This is a genomic window from Rossellomorea sp. DUT-2, assembly GCF_052665285.1.
Genome location: NZ_JBQPEO010000004.1, coordinates 35199 through 52981 on the forward strand (window position 1 = coordinate 35199; position 17783 = coordinate 52981).

The 17783-nt window shown below is 44.8% G+C and carries 15 protein-coding genes and 1 riboswitch; of the genes, 14 read left to right on the plus strand and 1 reads right to left on the minus strand.

The window, feature by feature from the left end:
• Positions 1-387: 387 nt before the first annotated feature.
• From ACOSV2_RS15565 to ACOSV2_RS15605, 9 genes are all read left to right on the plus strand, one after another.
• The gene (locus tag ACOSV2_RS15565) at positions 388-2346 is read left to right on the plus strand and encodes a beta-galactosidase (protein WP_428975932.1); all 1959 of its coding nucleotides are present in this window, start codon (positions 388-390) and stop codon (positions 2344-2346) included.
• A 2-nt stretch (positions 2347-2348) separates the two neighbouring features.
• Complete coding sequence (locus tag ACOSV2_RS15570) at positions 2349-3389, plus strand: aldose epimerase family protein (protein WP_428975933.1); 1041 nt, start codon at positions 2349-2351, stop codon at positions 3387-3389.
• Positions 3390-3397: 8 nt separating this feature from the next.
• Complete coding sequence (locus ACOSV2_RS15575; protein WP_428975934.1) at positions 3398-4396, plus strand: LacI family DNA-binding transcriptional regulator; 999 nt, start codon at positions 3398-3400, stop codon at positions 4394-4396.
• Between the two features lie 163 nt (positions 4397-4559).
• On the plus strand, positions 4560-5939 hold the full coding sequence (locus tag ACOSV2_RS15580; protein ID WP_428975935.1) for a Glu/Leu/Phe/Val family dehydrogenase: 1380 nt from the start codon (positions 4560-4562) through the stop codon (positions 5937-5939).
• A 127-nt stretch (positions 5940-6066) separates the two neighbouring features.
• Positions 6067-6285 (plus strand): DUF1659 domain-containing protein, encoded by a 219-nt coding sequence (locus ACOSV2_RS15585; RefSeq protein ID WP_113970394.1) that lies wholly within the window; start codon positions 6067-6069, stop codon positions 6283-6285.
• 36 nt (positions 6286-6321) lie between these two features.
• Positions 6322-6540 carry a DUF2922 domain-containing protein gene (locus ACOSV2_RS15590; protein ID WP_428975936.1) on the plus strand — a complete coding sequence of 73 codons (219 nt, stop codon included), beginning with the start codon at positions 6322-6324 and terminating at the stop codon, positions 6538-6540.
• A 181-nt stretch (positions 6541-6721) separates the two neighbouring features.
• Positions 6722-6827, plus strand: a riboswitch (SAM riboswitch).
• Positions 6828-6898: 71 nt separating this feature from the next.
• Positions 6899-7912: a methionine ABC transporter ATP-binding protein gene (locus ACOSV2_RS15595; RefSeq protein WP_428975937.1), complete on the plus strand. Its 1014-nt coding sequence runs from the start codon at positions 6899-6901 to the stop codon at positions 7910-7912.
• A complete protein-coding gene (locus tag ACOSV2_RS15600) occupies positions 7902-8567 on the plus strand; it encodes a methionine ABC transporter permease (protein ID WP_428975938.1) in 666 nt (221 codons plus the stop codon). Before ACOSV2_RS15595 ends, ACOSV2_RS15600 begins: the two co-directional genes overlap by 11 nt.
• A 21-nt stretch (positions 8568-8588) precedes the next feature.
• A complete protein-coding gene (locus ACOSV2_RS15605; protein WP_428975939.1) occupies positions 8589-9410 on the plus strand; it encodes a MetQ/NlpA family ABC transporter substrate-binding protein in 822 nt (273 codons plus the stop codon).
• Positions 9411-9510: 100 nt separating this feature from the next.
• Here ACOSV2_RS15605 and ACOSV2_RS15610 read toward each other — a convergent pair whose 3' ends face one another.
• Complete coding sequence (locus tag ACOSV2_RS15610; protein WP_428975940.1) at positions 9511-10683, minus strand: HEAT repeat domain-containing protein; 1173 nt, start codon at positions 10681-10683, stop codon at positions 9511-9513.
• A gap of 276 nt (positions 10684-10959) precedes the next feature.
• Here ACOSV2_RS15610 and ACOSV2_RS15615 point away from each other — a divergent pair, with 276 nt between their 5' ends.
• The 5 genes from ACOSV2_RS15615 (at position 10960) to ACOSV2_RS15635 (ending at position 17746) form a co-directional block, all read left to right on the plus strand.
• Positions 10960-12171 carry a M20 metallopeptidase family protein gene (locus ACOSV2_RS15615; protein ID WP_428975941.1) on the plus strand — a complete coding sequence of 404 codons (1212 nt, stop codon included), beginning with the start codon at positions 10960-10962 and terminating at the stop codon, positions 12169-12171.
• Positions 12158-13480: an amidohydrolase gene (locus tag ACOSV2_RS15620; protein ID WP_428975942.1), complete on the plus strand. Its 1323-nt coding sequence runs from the start codon at positions 12158-12160 to the stop codon at positions 13478-13480. Before ACOSV2_RS15615 ends, ACOSV2_RS15620 begins: the two co-directional genes overlap by 14 nt.
• Positions 13477-14709, plus strand: a complete 1233-nt coding sequence (locus ACOSV2_RS15625; RefSeq protein WP_428975943.1) for a M20 family metallo-hydrolase — start codon at positions 13477-13479, stop codon at positions 14707-14709. The genes ACOSV2_RS15620 and ACOSV2_RS15625 overlap by 4 nt, the downstream gene beginning before the upstream one ends.
• A 3-nt stretch (positions 14710-14712) precedes the next feature.
• Positions 14713-16023 carry a hypothetical protein gene (locus ACOSV2_RS15630; RefSeq protein WP_428975944.1) on the plus strand — a complete coding sequence of 437 codons (1311 nt, stop codon included), beginning with the start codon at positions 14713-14715 and terminating at the stop codon, positions 16021-16023.
• 193 nt (positions 16024-16216) lie between these two features.
• A complete protein-coding gene (locus ACOSV2_RS15635; RefSeq protein ID WP_428975945.1) occupies positions 16217-17746 on the plus strand; it encodes an AbgT family transporter in 1530 nt (509 codons plus the stop codon).
• Positions 17747-17783 lie beyond the last annotated feature (37 nt).

Below are 17783 nucleotides of genomic sequence, written 5' to 3' on the forward strand. Positions count from 1 at the left end.
ATTCGACTGCTTTTCAAGAAGAATAAGGTGGATTTTTTGGGTGAAACGGGCTAAACAGAGTCATTAATAGGTCAAAATGATAAAAAAGCATGCAATCTTTCATTTTAGAAGTTCTTTTTCAAGACTTATGATTCGATTCGGACATATTATGAACCAGAATTTCATTTTATGATCCGGATTCGGCACTTTATATTCCAAAAATCCGTTTTTTGATCCAAAATTTTAATATATGATCCAATTTTGCTACTTTATGATCCGTTTGTCGAAAAGTGTAAAATGCTATTGAGTAAACCAACACAGAATAAGAAACGTAATTTCCAAGTGAAATAAGAAACCGATGAACAGGTTTCTTATCTTCTCTATACTAAACTAAAACAGGTGATAAATATGTATTTAGGCGTAGATTACTACCCGGAACATTGGGATATCGAATTGATTGACGAAGACCTTTCACGGATGAAAGACATGGGTGTAAATATGGTCAGGATCGGCGAGTTCGCCTGGCACTTGATGGAGAAGGAAGAAGGCAGCTTTGATTTTTCTTTTTTTGATCATGTCATCGAGCATGTGAAGGCATACGATATGAAAGTGATGTTCGGGACACCGACAGCTACGTTTCCTGCGTGGCTTGCTGCTAAACATCCCGATATTTTCATTGAAGATATCAACGGTGTGAAAAAGTCGTTCGGGGGAAGAAGGCAGTATTGCTATAACTCTGAAACGTACCAAACCTACTCCATGCGAATCGCTGAAAAGCTGATCAATCATTATCGTGACGAAGAAGCCATCGTGTCATGGCAAATCGACAATGAATTTGGTCACGAAGATAGTGATATGTGTTACTGCTCCAGCTGCCAGCGTGCTTTTCAATCGTTCCTCGAGGAGAAATATGAATCGGTCGACGAATTGAACGAGCGCTGGGGAACGATTTTCTGGGGACATACGTATAACAGGTTCTCTGAAATCCCCGTACCCAAACAAACGATCACGGTTCATAACCCGGCCATGATGCTGGACTGGTCCCGTTTCCGTTCAGCTTCATTGAGCGGCTTTGCCCTTAAACATGTAGAGCTTGCCAGACGTTTGAAAGGCGCTCATCAAACCGTGACAACGAACCTCCCAGGCGGTTTCTTTGGAAAATGGTTTGATCATAATGAATTTTCGAGAGATCTCGATTTTGTTTCCTACGATAATTATCCCGTGTGGGGAGGCTTGAAGGAACCGATTTCCCCGGCCCACCTTTCGATGACACTCGATTTTGTACGGGGATTAAAGAAACAAAATTTCTGGATCGTTGAAGAATTAATGGGAGCTCAAGGTCATGATGTGATCGGGTATTTACCAAGACCTAATCAAGCAAAGGCATGGGCATGGCACGCCTTTGCTCACGGCTGTTCCAATATGCTTTTCTTCCGCTGGCGTGGAATGAATCGCGGAGCTGAGCAATATTGTCTTGGAATCCTTGATGCCAATAACCGGACGACGCGTAAATTCAATGAAGTGAAACAATTTTTCAGTGAAGTAAAAGAATATCAGACCCTCTTTGATTCACCGGTAAAAGCGGATGTCGCTCTTCTATACGATTTCGATAATGTATGGTCCTGGCGAATTCAACAGCAGAATCCGAGCATTGATTTTACGGAAGAAGTTCTTCGTTTGTATGAACCTTTTCATAAACAAAACACGATGATCGATGTGTTGAAATACGATCAGGATTTTTCACAATACAAGGTAGTACTTGTACCAGTGCCTCAGCTGATGGATGACAGATTGACGGCGAGACTTGAAGAGTTCACTAAGAACGGAGGGACTGTCATTGTGTCGTACCGTGCAGGAGTGAAGGATAAAGATAACAATCTGGTATTCGGAAAAATGATTCCGGGAGGACTGTCCCCGCTGCTTGGCATTGAAGTGGAGGAATCAGAATCGCTTCATGAAGGACAAGCCGTTCCTGTCGTGTCAACGGATTCAGGTCGTACGACAATAGCTGAATACTGGCGTGACCTGGTGAATCCGATTACGGCCAAATCCCTTTATCACTATGACGACGCATTTTACAATGAGTACGCCTGTGTAACAGAAAATGAATTCGGCACGGGGAAAGCGTACTATATCGGTGCGGGAATCGAAAAAGAAATCATGGACGTGCTTGCAAGGAAAATCACAAGTGATACAAACATTGAAACGTTGGAAACAAATCCGGGGGTAGAGGTTGTCACGAGGACAGTCGAAGCTAAAACGTATCAGGTGATCATCAACCACAATGGGTATGAGGAAACGTTTGGTGAAGTGGTGTTACAGCCTTATGACTGCGTGATATGCGAATTGAAAAAGGATTGTGAATGAACATGGATGTGATCAAAAAGCCATTTGGCGAAATGGACGGAAAAGCGGTTGAGTCCTACACGTTAAAAAATGATAGCGGTATGGAAATGACGTTCATTACTTATGGAGGGGCCATCACAAAAATCATCACCCCGGACAAGAACGGGGTACTTGAGAATGTCGTCCTTGGTTTCGATACGTTAGAGCAATACGTTCAGCACGTCCACTATTATGGTGCCCTGATAGGAAGGGTTGCCGGCAGAATCGGGAAGGCAAACTACCCTTCCCGGGGAAAAAAAGTTGAGCTGACCTCTAATGATAGCGGCAACCACTTGCATGGTGGTAAAATAGGATTTAATAGAGTGATATGGGCAGTCGAGGAAGCGTCCGTTGAAAAGGAAAAAGTCAGTGTCTGCCTGTCCTACTTGAGTCGTGACGGAGAAGAGGGTTATCCTGGGAACGTCAAGGTGGATGTGACCTACTCCCTGACGAACAGCAATGAACTTCTCATTGAGTATGGGGCAGAACCGGATTGTGACACTCCCATCAACATGACGAGCCACAGCTACTACAACTTGAGCGGTAATTACAAAGAAGATATACTGTCTCACAGATTGCAAATGAAGGCGGATTGGATCCTTGAGCTTTCCAGTGATAAAGTGCCGACCGGAAAGTTTATTCCTTCAGAGGGGACAGCCTTTGATTTTCATGACGGACAAACCATTTATGAAGGAATGCAGTCCGGCCAAGGGGAAGGGTATGACCATGCCTTTGTTTTAAATAAAGGAAATCAGGGAATCGTCCTCTCACACGAAGAAAGCGGAAGAGCGATGACGGTGGAAACGGATCAGGAAGCGGTCGTTCTATATACGGGGAATCATCTGACCGACGATCTCTTGACAGGCGGTGCCCGAGGACGCGAACATCTCGGCCTTTGCCTTGAAGCACAAGGATACCCGGATGCCGTGAACCACCCGCATTTCCCATCGGTCATGGTCAAAAAAGGGGAAGTATATAAAGCTTCGACTAGGTATAGCTTTCATGTATTAAACGAACAGGGGTAGATTTTAAAATGGCAACGATTAAAGATATTGCGTTAAAGGCGGGTGTCTCGATTTCCACGGTTTCAAGGGTACTGAATTACGACAAGAGTTTATCTGTACCGGATAAGACAAAACAAAAGATCTTTGAAATTGCCGAGGAATTGGAATATAAGAAAAAGAAAGCACCACGGAAATCAATGGAATCCAGTATCGCGATTTTTAACTGGTACACGGAAAAAGAGGAACTGGACGATCTGTATTATATGTCGATCCGCCTTGGTGCAGAGCAGCGCTGTCAGCAATACGGGCTCAATCTGGTGAAGTACTTTCAAAATGATTTCGAGGAAATGAAGAAAGAAGAATTCGACGGTGTGGTGGCAATCGGAAAGTTCAGTCCGAAACAGGTGCAGGAGCTCCACAGCATAACAGAGAATATCGTATTCGTTGACTTCAGTCCAGAGGGTGAGGATTTCGATTCTGTTCTCACTGATTTCTCCATCGCTACGAAAAAAGTGTTGAACTATTATTTTGAAAAAGGACACACCGAAATCGGCTATATCGGGGGCCGGGAAACATACAAAGAAAATGGCGGAGAGTATATTCCTGATTCCAGGGAAGCTACTTTCAAGACTTATCTTGGCGAAAAAGGGATGCTGTCAGAATCCGCCATGTATGTCGGTGCTTTTACGGTGGACGATGGCTTTGACTTAATGAAAAAGGCGATCGCCGAGCACGGGGACAAACTGCCGACGGCCTTCTTCTGCGGAAATGATTCCCTTGCCATCGGTGCCCTGCGCGCTCTTCATGAGGAAGGGATCAGTGTACCCGACCGGGTGAATATCATCGGTGTCAATGATATAAGTGTCGCGAAGTATGTGTATCCGCCACTTAGTTCTGTCAAAGTCCAAACCGAAATCATGGGGGAAACGGCTGTTGACTTCATGATGAAGCGTCTTGAGCAGAAGCAGAAAGTGACACATAAAGTGTTTATTTCATCCGAGCTTGTCATTAGAAAAAGCAGTCATTAAATCGCATCTGTTGAAGACCACATCTTTTTAAGGGTGTGGTCTTGTCTGCTTGGCGGGAGATGTCGATATGAGAGTTTAAGAATAGTCGTTTTTAACCAGGGGTGACAGGGTAACACTATAGTATATACCATTATTTTCTTTGAATTTATAGGAGGGACCCGATTTGATCAGCCAAACGAGAGATATTGTTCAGAAGTCATTGGATGCTTTACTAGAGGATGGATCTTTTTTGCCCGAAGTGAAAGGTGAGACAAGAAAGAAAGCGTTTACGTCGCTGACTTCCATTCTATCGACACCGAACCACGTACATAAATCGTATTTAAGGATTCCATTGGAGGATGAAAAGGTGGTCCGGATCCCTGCATTCCGCGTTCAGCATAATAATGCCCTGGGACCTTATAAGGGCGGGATCCGTTTTCACGAGACGGTGAATGAGGAAGAGGTCGTGAATCTGGCTTCCTTGATGACGTTGAAAAATGCCCTTCATGATGTTCCATTCGGTGGAGGGAAGGGCGGTATCATCCTGAATCCACGGGAGTATACGGAGAAGGAGCTTCATCTGATTGCGAGGAAGTATGTCCAATATTTCAGCGATGTCCTTGGACCCGATAAAGATATCCCTGCTCCTGATATGGGATCAGGGGAACGTGAAATGGACTGGATGATGGCGGAGTACAAGAGCATCCGGCCGGGAATGCCTTATAGAGGGAGCTTTACGGGAAAAAGCGTTGTGAACGGCGGATCGTTAGGCCGGAGAGAAGCGACGGGAAAGGGTGTATTCTTTACATTCCGCTATCTCGTTCATGATTTTGTAAGGGAACAGAAGAGTCTATTAACGAAGACGGATAATGTCTTTGCGAAAACAGCTCTCGATTTTGAGGACCGTCCCTTGACGATTTCAGTGCAGGGATTCGGGAATGTAGGTTCGGTTGCGGCACTTGAAGCCCATCAATCCACTCATTTACAGAATAAAGTGGTGGCGGTGAGTGACCGGAATGTGACGTTGTTCAACTCGGATGGTCTTGATATTCCGGCATTGGTTGAGTTTACAATGAAAAATAAGGGAGATCTTCCCACGAAGGATGAACAGTTGAAGGAAATCGGCGTGAAGGCAGAGATACGTGACCGTGAAGAGGTTTTGTACCTGGATGTGGACGTCCTGATGTTAGCGGCGTTAGAGGATCAGGTGCACAAGGATAATGTAGAAAAGGTGAAAGCAAGAATCATCGTGGAAGGAGCCAATGCTCCAATTACAACAGAAGCGGATAAATATTTAAGTGATCAAGGTGTCATCATCATCCCTGATATCCTGGCAAATGCCGGCGGGGTCATCGTCTCCTACTTCGAATGGCTGCAAGGACGGGAAACCCAGTTCTACACAGAGGAAGAAGTATTCAACCTCCTCTACGACAAAATGAAAACAACCATGGAGACCGTCCTGCCACTATTCTTCGGCGACCCATTCCCACTTCGCCAAAACTGCTACATCCACTCCGTCATGAAACTATCCACTGTTCTATACAGGCAAGGGAAACTTTATTAAGAACGAGGGACGGACCTCCATTCCTAGGAGCTGGTGCTAGGAGTGGAGGTCCGTCCCTCTTTTTTTCAAAGGGGGTGTCCATCACTCTCCTTATCCCCTATATAAAGGGTGAAAGGAGGTGAGGCACATGGCAACAGCGGATTTGAAATCTACGAGAATACGATTGGCTTACAATGATGGTCTGGATGAGAAAGGGAATCCTAAGATTGTGTACAAATCGTATAGCTACATCAATGCACTGGCAACGGCGGATGAGATGAACAGCGCGGCTTTATCCGTGGCAAGTCTTTCATCAAAGGGATTAAACAACATCGAGAAGGTCGAAACCTTTGACATTAACGAGTAAGGACAATCGATAGTTTCATAGAAAGGAGGAGACGGTATGGCAAAAGTATTAGAACTGGAATTCCTGACGGAAACGGGGAAGTCAGGGAAACTATCCATCAATGACCCGATCGAGCCGATTGATACGGTGACGGTGAAAGCAGCGATGGATAACCTGATCGCGACCAATGTGTTTGGAAGCTCGAACGGAATGTTTGTGAGTGTGGAAGGAGCTCGAGTGGTCGAGCGTAATGTGACGGATTATGATGTGATGTAATCGAGTGAAAGTGTTCTCCTTAATTGGGGGACACTTTTTTCATGTTCACAAAAATTCTCCACCCTATTCTATCAACAAAGATAACGCTTACATAAAGAATATGGAAAATCCCCTATTGACTTCCCCTACGATACCCAGTATTATCCTCTATAAGATAAGAATTTAGAAAATTACATACTTTCAATTATCCAGAGTGACCGAGGGATCAGGCCCTATGACGTCCGGCAACCTCCAGTATTGGAACGGTGCCAATTCCTGCAGAATGATTTCATTCTGAGAGATAAGTCGAGATAAACAGGCGATGCTTCTTTCAGTTGAAAGAGGCATTTTTTATTGGATGAAAAAAGGGGTGTGCACATTGATCGAGATTCGGAATTTGGTGAAAACGTACAGTACAAAAAAGCAAACGGTGGTCGGTGTCGATAACGTTTCCGTAAAGATTGAAAAGGGTGAGATCTTTGGAATCGTCGGATACAGTGGAGCGGGGAAGAGTTCACTCATTCGCTGCTTGAATCTATTAGAAACCCCGACATCGGGTGAGATCATCATTGACGGACAGGATTTCACGAAGCTCACGTCCAAACAACTAAGACTCGCCCGTCAAAAAACGAGTATGATCTTTCAGCATTTTCACCTGATTAAATCGAAAACGGTGTTTGACAATCTGGCTTTTGCCTTGAAAGCGGCCAGTGTACCGAAAGCGAAGATCAAGCCCAGGGTCGTCGATCTCCTTGATATGGTCGGTCTTTCAGACAAAGCCGACGCGTATCCGGCCCAGCTCAGCGGAGGACAAAAGCAGAGAGTCGGAATTGCGAGAGCTTTGGCGAATAACCCATCTGTTTTACTTTGCGACGAAGCGACATCGGCACTTGACCCGAATACGACGAAATCGATTTTGAAGCTATTGAAAAAGATCAACAAAGAACTGGGTTTGACGATCGTCCTCATTACCCACGAAATGGAAGTGGTGAAAGAAATCTGCGACCGGATGGCCGTGATGCAGGATGGGAAAATCGTGGAGGAAGGTCCGGTTTACGACCTGTTTGCCGAACCGAAGCAGCCTTTAACGAAACAATTCATTGAAACGATCCTTCAATTTGAACTACCGCCACACCTTGTGGAATCAAGAAAAGGAAAGCTGATCAAAATCCAATTCAAAGGATCGATCGCAGAGGAAAGCGTCGTTTCAGAAGTGTTCCAGAAATACAAAGTGCGAGGCAATATTCTTCACGGCAAGATTGAATATATTCAGGAAGTGCCACTCGGGATTTTTATCATGGAACTGATCGGCTCCCATGAAGAGATCGAGGCAGCGATTGAATATATCACGTTGAAGACGCAGAGCTTGGAGGTGCTTGAAAATGCTGCCTGATTCATTGACTGCGATTTTACCAGAATTGAATAAAGCCTTCTTTGAAACGGTGTATATGGTGGGGATTTCCCTGGGAGTTGCGATTTTGGTGGGATTACCTCTCGGGATTCTTCTTTTCGTAACAGACAAAGGCTTGTTTTTACAAAATAGTTTGATCAAAAAGGTGGTTGGATTTGTCGTCAATATGGTGCGCTCGGTTCCGTTCATCATTCTATTAGTCGCACTCTTACCATTAACCAAATTATTGACCGGTACCACGATCGGACCGACGGCAGCATCCGTATCACTTTCTGTAGCGGGAATTCCGTTTTTTGCGAGAATGGTAGAAACATCGCTCAGGGAGATTGACAAAGGAGTGATCGAAGCATCGGTATCCGTTGGGGCGAGTCCCTGGATGATCATCAAGGACGTGCTGTTACCGGAAGCGCGACCGGCAGTGATTCAAGCTGTTACGATTACAACGATCAGTTTAGTTGCCTATTCAGCCATGGCCGGCATCGTCGGTGGAGGCGGAGTCGGTGACCTGGCGATCCGCTTCGGGTACTACCGATATGACAACACGGTGATGATCACGACCGTCGTCATTTTAATTTGTTTGGTTCAACTCATCCAATATACGGGTGATGTGTTTGCACGATTAGTCGATAAACGATAACTACTTTAGGGGGAACAACAAGTGAAAAAGTGGATTTTATTAGTGGCATTAGCGGTAACAATGAGCATTCTTGCAGCTTGCGGAGGGGACGAAGCAAGTTCAAGTGCGGAAGGTAAAAAAGAAGTGACCATCGGGGCTACATCCGGACCATACAGTGATATGGTGACAAAAGCAATCAAGCCCGGTCTTGAAGAAAAAGGATACAAGGTGGAAGTGAAGGAATTCAGTGATTACATCCAGCCGAATAACGCACTGGCTCAGGGAGATCTGGATGCGAACCTTTTTCAGCATAAAATCTACATGGAAACTTTCGCAAAGCAACACAACATGGATTTATCCGAAGTGATTGTTGTACCAACGGCTCCTATGGGAATCTACTCACAGAAGTTCGATTCGATTGAAGACATCAAAGAAGGCAGTGCCATTGCGATTCCGAATGATCCAACGAACGCAGCACGAGCGTTTCAGATCCTGGAAGATGCTAAGCTGATCACGTTAAAAGCGGATACAGATCCATTGACGGTATCAGAAAAAGACATTGCTGAAAACGTGAAAAACCTGCAGTTCAAACCAATCGAAGCGGCTCAGCTTCCAAGGGCCGTTGACAGCGTTGATCTATCTGCGGTTCCAGGGAACTACGCACTAGCTGCTGACATGGACTTACTTGATGCACTTCAGCTGGAGGACATGCCTGACCAGTATCGAAACCGAGTGGTTGTAAATACGAAGGACGTTAACTCACAGCTGGCGAAAGACATCAAAGCAGTAGTAGAAGCAGACGGTTTCGAGAAAATCATCGATGAAGAATTTAAAGGCTTCGGTAAGCCGGAGTGGATGGAGTAGAGGGACTATGGAATAGAGGGACGGACCTCTAATCAGGAAATTTAGTATAAGAATGTGAAAGGGACGGGCTTCCGCTGAATGCGGAGGTCCGTCCCTAATTTTATAGGCAGCACTTCTTATATTTTTTGCCGCTTCCGCATGGGCAAGGGTCGTTGCGTCCGACTTTGTCTCTGTTTTGGACGGGTTGTGGAACGAGGAGTGGTTGCTCTTTCATTGATTGGTGTTCCACGTCTTCAATGAAACTTCTCCACTGTGGAAGTTTCGGATGATCGATCCCATTCATGATGCAGTTGACATAGAGGGATTCTTCCAGGCATAACATTCCTGCATCATAGCCCTCTTCGATAAACACTTCGATTTTTGGAATCGCGTCTGTTGATAACTGCTGGCATAAATAATCTGAGATCAGCGTTTTTGCGGTAATGTCAGCTGTTTGATCAAATAATCTCAAGAGCGCATTTTCCGCTTCTTTAGTTTTGATTCTTCCGAGTACGTCCAGTGTATAGAAATAAGTATTACCATAAAGTGCCACTTTTTCAACCTCATGCACTACCTGTTCCGTCCCTATTTTCACCAGGGTATTTGCCACTTCTTCGAATAATAGATCACTTTCATCTTCATCTTTAAAGAGATTCACTAACCGAGGGACGACGCTTTTTTCACGAATTTCACCAGCCATATAAACGATGTATATCCCGTGAAAACCATAGAACTTATTTTCCTCATCATTTTCTTTCAATCCATTCCGTACTTCCCAGCTTTCGATACCGCCTTTTTTTATTAACTCCCTGTTGATTCTCTTACCATGGTCATAATGGGCTTGGCTATATTCATGAACATCCAGATAATTTGTGACACCAGCGAGCTCCATGTAAAGTTCATCAATCGTTAAAGAAGGCAGCTTCACGATTTCTTTTAATTGGCTTTCATCCACAAATCTTTTTACTTCATTCTTCTGTGCAATCAACAAATTGGTATCAGCATTTAGCAGTAACTGAGTATAGAACAGCCGATCATTATCCTTTTTGCCCAGACGGTCTAATCGGTTGATGACTTCTATCATCCCATCCTCATTCAAAGGCATGTAGATTAAGTAAGGAAGAACCGGGGAGGAGAATTCCGACACCGGCCCGCGGTCAAAAGCTTTCAACCCGGTCAAAAATGTATCCCCATCAACTAAATAAGTATCCTCCAACATTTCTATCGCATATCTCTGAACAAATGGATTCTTACTCAAAAAATAAGGCTCCACCCTTTCAACAAAACGATTCATCCAACCATCCTTTATCATAATAATTTCTTTTAGTGTAAATGGTGGGAGGTGAAAAGGAAAGAGGGACGGACCTCCAACTCAATGCTAGAACAGAAAAATGCGATAGGGACAGGCTTTCCCTAAAAAGAAGAGGTCCGTCCCTCTTCTATTACTATTCTTTTTGAAAAACTTCCCCATCCACATAGGATTTTCCAAGTTAATATCGAATATATCTATTAACGGTATTATTAAGGAATTTTTCCTTAATAATCATTCGACCGAAAAAGGAGATTTTTCATGAAGTTAAAGCAGCTTGTCCAATCAGTAGAGAATGAAGTCATTGAATTACGCAGACACCTTCACCAATATCCTGAGGTGAGTGGAGAGGAATTCGAGACATCGAAAACGATTCAGAAAAAATTAGCAGAAGCAGGAATTCCCTTTAAAACAGGCTATGCCAAAACAGGAGTCCTCGGCATTATACAAGGAGAAAAGCCAGGAGGCACGGTCGCATTAAGAGCGGATATCGACGCTCTGCCAATCCAGGAGGAAAATGATCTTTCCTACAAATCCACTATCCACAACAAAATGCATGCCTGTGGTCACGATGCCCATACGGCCATGCTCGTTGGTACAGGAAAAGTATTGAATCAACTGAAATCGGAAATAGCAGGTACGATTCTACTTGTGTTTCAACCGGCGGAGGAGAATGCCCCTGTAGGAGGGTCTCAGCAAATGATGGACGACGGGGTATTCGACGAATATACGCCTGACGTCATTTTCGGGCAGCATGTTTGGCCGGATCTGCCTGCCGGGGAAATAGGGGTTCTCCATCATGAAATCATGGGGGCTTCCGACCGTTTTAAGATTACCGTTAAAGGATCTGGTGGACATGCGAGCATGCCTCATCAGTCCAATGACGCCATCATTATTGCCAACAACCTCATCACACAGCTTCAAACGATCGTGAGCCGAAATACGGATCCCATTGATTCAGCCGTCCTCACCATCGGGAAAATTGAAGGAGGCTACCGCTACAACGTAATCGCGGATGAAGTCACCCTTGAAGGGACCATTCGAACCTTCAAACCGGAAGTGAAAGAAATGGTGAAAAGTCGTTTCCACTCCATCATTGAGGGTGTCGGAAAAAGTTTCGGGGCCAGCATGACCATCGACTATTTAGATGGATACCCCGCGACGGTCAACACACCCCGATGGGCGGATGAAGTGCGTAATGCTGCCCAAAAAGTACTTGGGGAAGAAGCTGCACCAGTGGTCTCACCGTCTCTTGGAGGAGAAGATTTCTCCCGTTTTCTGAAGAAATATCCAGGTGCCTTCTACTGGTTGGGTACGTCTGTGAAGGATTCAGAACCGCAATACCCACTCCATGATCCGAGATTTAAATTAAATGAAAGTGCATTGCCTAAAGGGGTTGAAGTGATGGCCCAGCTTGCACTGGATACCTTGAAAAAGTTTGAAAAAGGAGTCTTGAAAGATGAGAACAGTTGAACAACTTATTAATGAACTCTCACCGTCACTCACTGCCTTCAGACGCACCTTTCATCAGAAACCCGAACTTGGATTCACTGAATATGTCACCACCTACCTGATCGGAAAAGAATTAATCAACCTCGGCTTCACAGTTCACCTTGGAAAAGATGCACTGGAGTCCACGGAACGAATGGGGGTACCTCCACAGGAATATTTAGGACTTCAAGAAGAACGTGCCATAAAAGAAGGCGTGGAAAAGAGCTGGCTCGATAAAATGAAAGGTGGTCATACAGGATTGGCTGCCACAATTGATACAGGAAAGCCTGGTCCTCACATGGCGTTCCGTTTTGATATCGATGCCCTCCCCATCAAGGAATCTGGTGGTCCTGATGACCACCTTCCAACGAAAGAAGGCTTTCGTTCCCAAAATGAAGGAATCATGCATGCCTGCGGTCATGACGGTCACGCTGCCATCGGCCTGGGTGTGGCAAGCTTCCTGTCAGCTTATAAAGATCAGCTTTCTGGGAGGTTCACTCTTCTCTTCCAGCCAGCTGAAGAAGGTGGGCGGGGAGCAAAAGCCATGGTGAAAAAAGGTTGGCTGGAGAATGTCGATTACTTTGCAAGCGGTCACATCGGAATCCGGAATACGAAGCTTGGACGAGTGTACGCTACGACTCATTCTTTTCTCGCTTCATCCAAAATCAACGTCACTTATATAGGAAAAGCGGCCCACGCAGGTCTCGAGCCTGAAAAAGGAAAGAATGCTTTATTGGCAGCTGCTGCAGCAAGCCTTCACCTTTACAATATCCCGCGCCATTCTGACGGGGCGACCAGGATCAATGTCGGGAAGCTTCAAGGGGGAGCAGGCAGAAACATCATTGCCGATGAAGCTCATCTTGAAATGGAAACGAGAGGGGAAACGACTGCCATCAATCAGTACATGGTGGAAGAAGCCCTGCGTATCCTTCAAGCATCGGGAGACCTTTATGGTGTGAAGACCGTAATCGATGTAGTGGGAGAGACGGTTGAAGCAGCATGTAACCCTGAATGGATTCAATGGTTAAAAGAAGTTGGCGAGGAAAGTCCATTTCTATCCGAAATTCATAATGGTTTACCTTTAAAGGCATCAGAGGATGTTACTTATATGATGAACGAGGTTCAGAATCAGGGTGGCAAAGCAACCTTCATGGTATTCGGAACCGGATTGAAAAACGGACATCATCATCATCAATTTGATTTTGAAGAAGGGGTTTTAGCCGTTGCAGTGGATGCCTTCGCACGCCTAATTCTAAAATTATCCCACCTAAAAGAGGAGGTTGCGAGTTGAAAGAATGGTTAAGTACAACTCTAAAAGCTTTAAATCTGGTTGAAACGATGGAACAGCCCGATGGATTTACGAGATTAGGATATTCCAAGGAAGAGATTGCTTCCATGAATGTGTTTCGCAGCGTTGCAGAAACATTGGGGCTATTCGTACAGAGGGACCGGGCAGGGAACCTATTTGCCAGGTGGGAAGGGACTACCGGCCAAGTAGTCATGACCGGATCTCATCTTGATACGGTTGAAAATGGAGGAGGATATGACGGGGCAGCGGGTGTCCTATGTGGACTGGGAGCCGTGAAAGCATTAAAAGACGGTGGTTTCAAACCCCATCACTCCATTGAAGTGGCCTGTTTTGCCTCTGAAGAGTCAGCACGTTTCGGGGTTTCTACCCTGGGAAGTAAGAGCGTGGCAGGAATTCTTGATAAATCAGTAGAAAACGTAAGGGACCGCCACGGAGTCAGCATGAAAGAAGCCGTGGAATCAACGGGCCTAGACTGGTCATCCATTGAAAAAGCTGAACGCTCCCAAGAGGAAATCCTCTCCTTCATCGAACTTCATATTGAACAAGGGACCCAAATCGAAGATCATGGTGCTCAATTTGGAATTGTCCGGGGTGTAGCCTGTCCGATCCGGTTGAAGGTAAAGGTGGAAGGAATGGCGGGTCATACGGGGACGACACCAATGGGGAAACGGACGGACGCTCTTGTTGCTCTTGCTCCCCTTATCACATTTGTTTCCCAAGAGGCGGAAGAGCTATCAAAGCAGTCCCAGAAACCACTGGTAGCAACCGTCAGCACGATGAACGTAAAACCGAACGTCATGAATGTGATCCCCGGTTATGCAGAAGCGGGAATCGATATTCGATCCGTCGACGATGACCTAAAGAGATCTATGGCCGATAAAATAATTGAACAGTGTCGAAGCTTAGAGAGTGAATTTAATGTTACAATCAACGTAGAAACTCTTGTAGATAATCCTTCTATTCTATTGGATGAAAAGCTGACAACCAGAGTCAAACAAGCAGGGGAATCCCTGGGGTACGACACGTTCGAAATGGACAGCGGGGCAGGGCATGACGTCATGAATATGGCAGCGAAATGGCCTTCTGCTTTAGTATTCATTCCCTGTGAAAAAGGGATCAGTCATCATCCAAAGGAACATAGCTCGTTAGAAGACTTGTATGCAGGAGTCGAGATTCTAGCTGAAGTATTGCGGCAAGAAGCAGGTGAATAACAGTTGATGATCAAAATTGGTGTCATCGGCCCGGATGATTCGATTCAGCGAATCAATCATGTGGCCACTCATTTTGACAATATAGAACTAATGAATTTTCCCTATCACGGGGTGAATGAGATAGAAGAGATTCTTGAGAAGAACCGGGGCTTAGTTGATCAATGGTTCTTTTCGGGACAATCCCCTTTTTACTATGCACTGGAAAAAGGATGGATCACGGATAAGGAAGGAAGCTTTCCTCCCCTGCACGGATCCAGCTTTTTTGGGGCATTATTAGAGGCACAAATGAAAGAACGGACATTATTGAATAAGATCAGTATCGATACGATTTCAAAGGAGGAAATTGAAACGGCGGTTCAATTTCACTCATTTGATCAACTTGAAATCTCAAGCTATCCGTATGAAGGGTACCGAAGTCCGGATGAGCTCGTAGACTATCACCGTTCACTCTACGAAAAAGGTGAAATTGAAACGGCGATCACGTGTATTCAAAGTGTTCAAAAACGCCTCACTGAAGCAGGTATTCCTTGTTACCGTGTCGTACCGACGAATTTATCCATCCGGATGATACTGCAGTATTTATTAGAGAGGGCACAATCGAGGAAATATCAAAAATCCCAAATTGCCATCGTTGGAATCGAAGTCATCTATTCCACCCAGACCTTGGACGAGTCCCATTTTTCTTATAAAATGAAGCATCAAGAGCTGGATCTGAAACGTAATCTCCTTGATATCGCCCAAAAGATCAATGGTTCCATGGTTCAATTAGGGGACGGATTGTTCTTCGTTTATACAACAAGGGGGGAACTCGATCTTCATGAGAAGGAGTCGGTTTTCACTACTTTGACTAAGGAAGTGAAGGCCCATACAGATCTGGATATCCTTGTGGGGTTAGGGTTTGGTGTGACCGTGTTGGAAGCTGAGCATCATGTCCGTCTTGCTTTTCAACATGCTAGAAAGCACGAATCTTCCATCGTCATAAGTGTCAATGAAGACAAGACGGTAACGGAAATTCTTCCATCGTCGGAGTCCATTACATACACTCTTAACAACTTGGGCAATGAATGGAAGGAAGTATTTAAAGAGGCCTCGGTCAGTTCAGCCATCGTTTCAAAAATCCTTTCTCTTTCCCGTCACTATGAAAAAGAGGAGATCACGTCCCAGGATCTGTCCCGGTGGTTAAAAAGCACCGAACGTAACGGACGCAGAATCCTTACTGAAATGGAACGGATCGGGATTGTGAAAATCAGCGGAGAAGAACAAAGCGGCGGCAGAGGAAGGCCCAGGAAGTTATATCGTTTCCAACTTAAATAACTGTATCTTAAAACCCCTTATTCTATCTATGAGTAGGGGGTTTTTTATATTCGCTGAGATAGTAATCCGTAAATTTAAAATTTTCTCATAAATATTAAAAAATAAGAAGGATTTATACAATCAATATCGAAATACTTATTAACGGAAGTAAAAAGGAATTATTCCTTAAAACATTTTATGAAGGAGTGACCTCATGACAAATCCTAATTTAGAGCCGAATTCACCTAAAAAGGAGAAGGGATATCTTCGCCTTTTAGGTGGAATCGAAAAGGTAGGGAATAAGCTCCCTGATCCATTCATGTTGTTTGTATACTTATCTGTCTTTATTGTTTTATTTTCCTGGTTCATTTCAAGTCTGGGTGTAACGGTTATTCACCCGAAAAATGGAGAAGAATTAGCGATCAAGAGCCTCGTCTCCGGAGAGGGACTCCAATACATCCTGACCTCCATGCTCGATAACTTTACCGGCTTCGCTCCACTCGGCCTCGTACTAGCGATGATGCTGGGGATTGGATTGGCGGAAAAAGTAGGTCTTCTTGAGACAGCGATTAAGAAAACGGTTTTAAACGCTCCAAAAGGATTGATTACATACGCTGTTATTATGGTAGGGATCATGGGGAATTTGGCGTCAGACGCAGCCTTCGTTATCATTCCTCCACTTGCTGCCATGATTTTCTATACGGTGGGAAGACATCCTCTGGCGGGGCTTGCTGCCGGCTTCTCCGGAGTAGGAGCAGGTTTTACGGCAAACTTCATCATTACCGGAACCGATGCGTTACTCGCAGGGATATCTACAGAAGCTGCCAAAGCATTTGAAGTAACGGTCACACCGGTGGATAACTGGTACTTCATGATTGCTTCTGTTGTCCTTCTTACAGCTGTAGGAGCTTTTGTCACAGAAAAAATTGTTGAACCCCGTTTAGGAGCGTATAAAGGGAAAGTAGATAAAACATTAGAAGAAGAGAGTCCTTTAGAAGGAAAAGGACTTCGAAATGCAACCCTGGCAGGATTAGCATTCATCGTCCTGTTAGTCGTCGCGATTGCCTGGCCGGACTCTCCTATGCGAAATGAAGATGGGGGACTCATTCCTTCTACCTTCTTATCCGGAATCATTCCCATCACACTCTTCTTCTTTATTGTGATCGGGGTTGCTTACGGCGTTACAGTGAAGAAAATTCAATCAAGCAGGGACGTACCCAAATATATGACAGAAGCCATGAAAGACATGGGAGGTTATATCGTTTTAATCTTTGCAGCCGCACAGTTTATCGCTTACTTCGATTGGACGAATCTAGGGACATGGGTAGCCGTCAGCGGAGCGAATTTCCTGGAATCGATCAATATGACGGGACTCGCCGCCATCATCGGTTTTGTTCTGTTGACAGCATTATTGAATCTATTAATCTTTAGTGGATCCGCTCAATGGGCATTGGAAGCACCGATCTTCATCCCGATGTTTGCGACACTTGGATATAACCCGGCGTTTGTACAAGCGGCCTATCGTATTGCGGATTCATCAACGAACATCATCACGCCGATGAACCCGTATATCATCGTGATACTCGCATTCATGCGGGAATACGATAAGAAAGCGGGACTGGGAACTTTGATCTCACTGATGCTTCCTTATACGATTGCGTTCTTATCGGTATGGATTGTGTTACTTCTGACGTTTGCTTTATTGGGTATTCCGTTTGGTCCTGGGGTAGGGGTTTATTTGTAAAAAGTAAAATTATCACCATTTAACTAAAAAATAATCA